Raw genomic sequence first — 1,746 nt, 5'->3', positions numbered from 1 at the left:
TCACCAGCCCAGTCTTCGGTCAACGGTTCACGGTTGAGTGGCGAACAACAGGCGCCGGTCTCCGCCACATCTTGATTCGACATACATCAATATTGACATCGATCAAATCAGTTCGCAACATGGGGCACGCCTCTGGTTCTGCAGCACGGGAAGGCCCCTTCCCTGGACGCGGATTTCTCGATGGCCGCGCATACGGCACTCAGATCGGCGGGTGAGGGCATCCGCCGTGCGACAGCCGTGATGGCCACTTGGATGTCGATGGCCTCGGTGGCCGGCTCCCCGTCGAGCGCGATCACGATCTCACTGATCTGCGCAGGTGAGAGCCGTTGATCCATCAGAGCCAGTAGCGGGCTGTGACCGTATCTCGGTGCGTCCTGCGGGTAGCCGCTGCGAAGCCAGTGCACAAAAGCGGTGACCACTGCCGGAATGAACATGAGAGACCTTCTTCGCAAGGAATTCATCGACGAGCATCAGTGCTGGGCGGCGATGTCGATCTCGTCGAGCAATGTGAGTACTCGCCGTTCGATCTCGTCACGGATCGGGCGGATCGCGTCGACTCCGAGACCTGCGGGGTCGGGAAGGACCCATTCTTCGTAGCGGCGTCCGGGGAAGATCGGGCATGCATCTCCGCAGCCCATCGTGATGACGACGTCGGCTGCGCGGACCACTTCGTCAGTCCATGGCTTGGGGTATTCACCGCTGATGTCGATGCCACGTTCGGCCATTGCTTCGATGGCTGCTTCGTTGACGCTGGTGCCGGGTTCGGATCCGCCGGACCATGCGACGGCACGTTCCCCGGCGAGTTTTTCGAAGAATCCCATGGCCATCTGGGAGCGTCCGGCGTTGTGCGTGCACAAGAACAACACGGTGGGTTTGCCGTCGTTGGAGAGTCCTTCGACCTTGGCCAGGGCGCGTAGTCGCTGCCGGGCGAAGCGTTCGGCCAGGAGAGGGAGGTAGTTGACGACGGAGGCGCGGCCGGCGAACTGGTCGTAGGACGAATGCAGGAACCGCTCGATGGTTTCGGTGTTGAAGACGTCGGTGAATTCCGTGGCCAGGTGTGCGGCGGCGCTTTTGAGGGCTAACCGTTGATCGATGGTCAGGTCGTCGCGGTGATGTGTTGTGGTGCTGAGGTTGTCGGTCATGAGAGTTCTCCGTTCGGGAGGCAATGGGGGGCGAGTCGAGCGACTCGGTGGTCGATGTCGTCGAAGGCTCGGTCGAACGCTGCGGCACTGCCGGTGCGGGCAGGGTCCGGAATCGACCAGTGAAGAGAGTTCGGGTTTTCGCGCATTTCTTCGTGGGCGTTGTCGCACACGGCGATGACCATGTCCCCGGGTGCGAGGACATCGGCGACATCGGCCGGGCGCGTGGCGTCGAGAGGTAGGTCGTGGCGGCGGGCGGCGGCGAGGGCGCCGCTGTGAATTCGGGGAGCGGGGTGGGTGCCGGCCGATGCTGCCGGGATGTGGGATTGCTTGTTCCACAACGCCGCGGCCAGTTGCGAGCGCGCGGAATTGTGGGTGCACACGAACACGATCCGCGTCGCGGTCAAGGGCGACGAGGTAGGAACGAGCACCTCCAGCGCGGTGGGCTGGAGTCGTAGGTAGGTACGGCGCTTGTCACCTTCGGATCTCGATCGGTGCACGAGACCAGCGCGTTCGAGGACCCCGAGGTGGTGGGCGAGCAGGTTCGAGGAGATGGAGAGTCGGCGTTGCAGTTCCGAGGGCGATGCGTCGCCGAGGACGAGCATGT

At 63.2% G+C, this 1,746-nt stretch carries 3 protein-coding genes; all 3 read right to left on the bottom strand.

The window, feature by feature from the left end:
* Window positions 1–107: 107 nt before the first annotated feature.
* Window positions 108–434: a DUF3349 domain-containing protein gene (locus ACH4F2_RS35965; protein ID WP_003944646.1), complete on the bottom strand. Its 327-nt coding sequence runs from the start codon at window positions 432–434 to the stop codon at window positions 108–110.
* A 36-nt stretch (window positions 435–470) separates the two neighbouring features.
* Window positions 471–1,142 (bottom strand): arsenate reductase ArsC, encoded by a 672-nt coding sequence (locus ACH4F2_RS35960; protein WP_011331629.1) that lies wholly within the window; start codon window positions 1,140–1,142, stop codon window positions 471–473.
* The coding region (locus ACH4F2_RS35955; protein ID WP_398136803.1) for a MarR family transcriptional regulator at window positions 1,139–1,746 on the bottom strand (608 nt) is incomplete at its 5' end. The genes ACH4F2_RS35955 and ACH4F2_RS35960, both read right to left, overlap by 4 nt.

The organism is Streptomyces sp. NPDC017890 (genome assembly GCF_044328675.1).
GTDB lineage: Bacteria > Actinomycetota > Actinomycetes > Streptomycetales > Streptomycetaceae > Streptomyces.
Note: the sequence above shows the minus strand (reverse complement) of the source record. Positions and strands in the feature narration are given on the sequence as shown.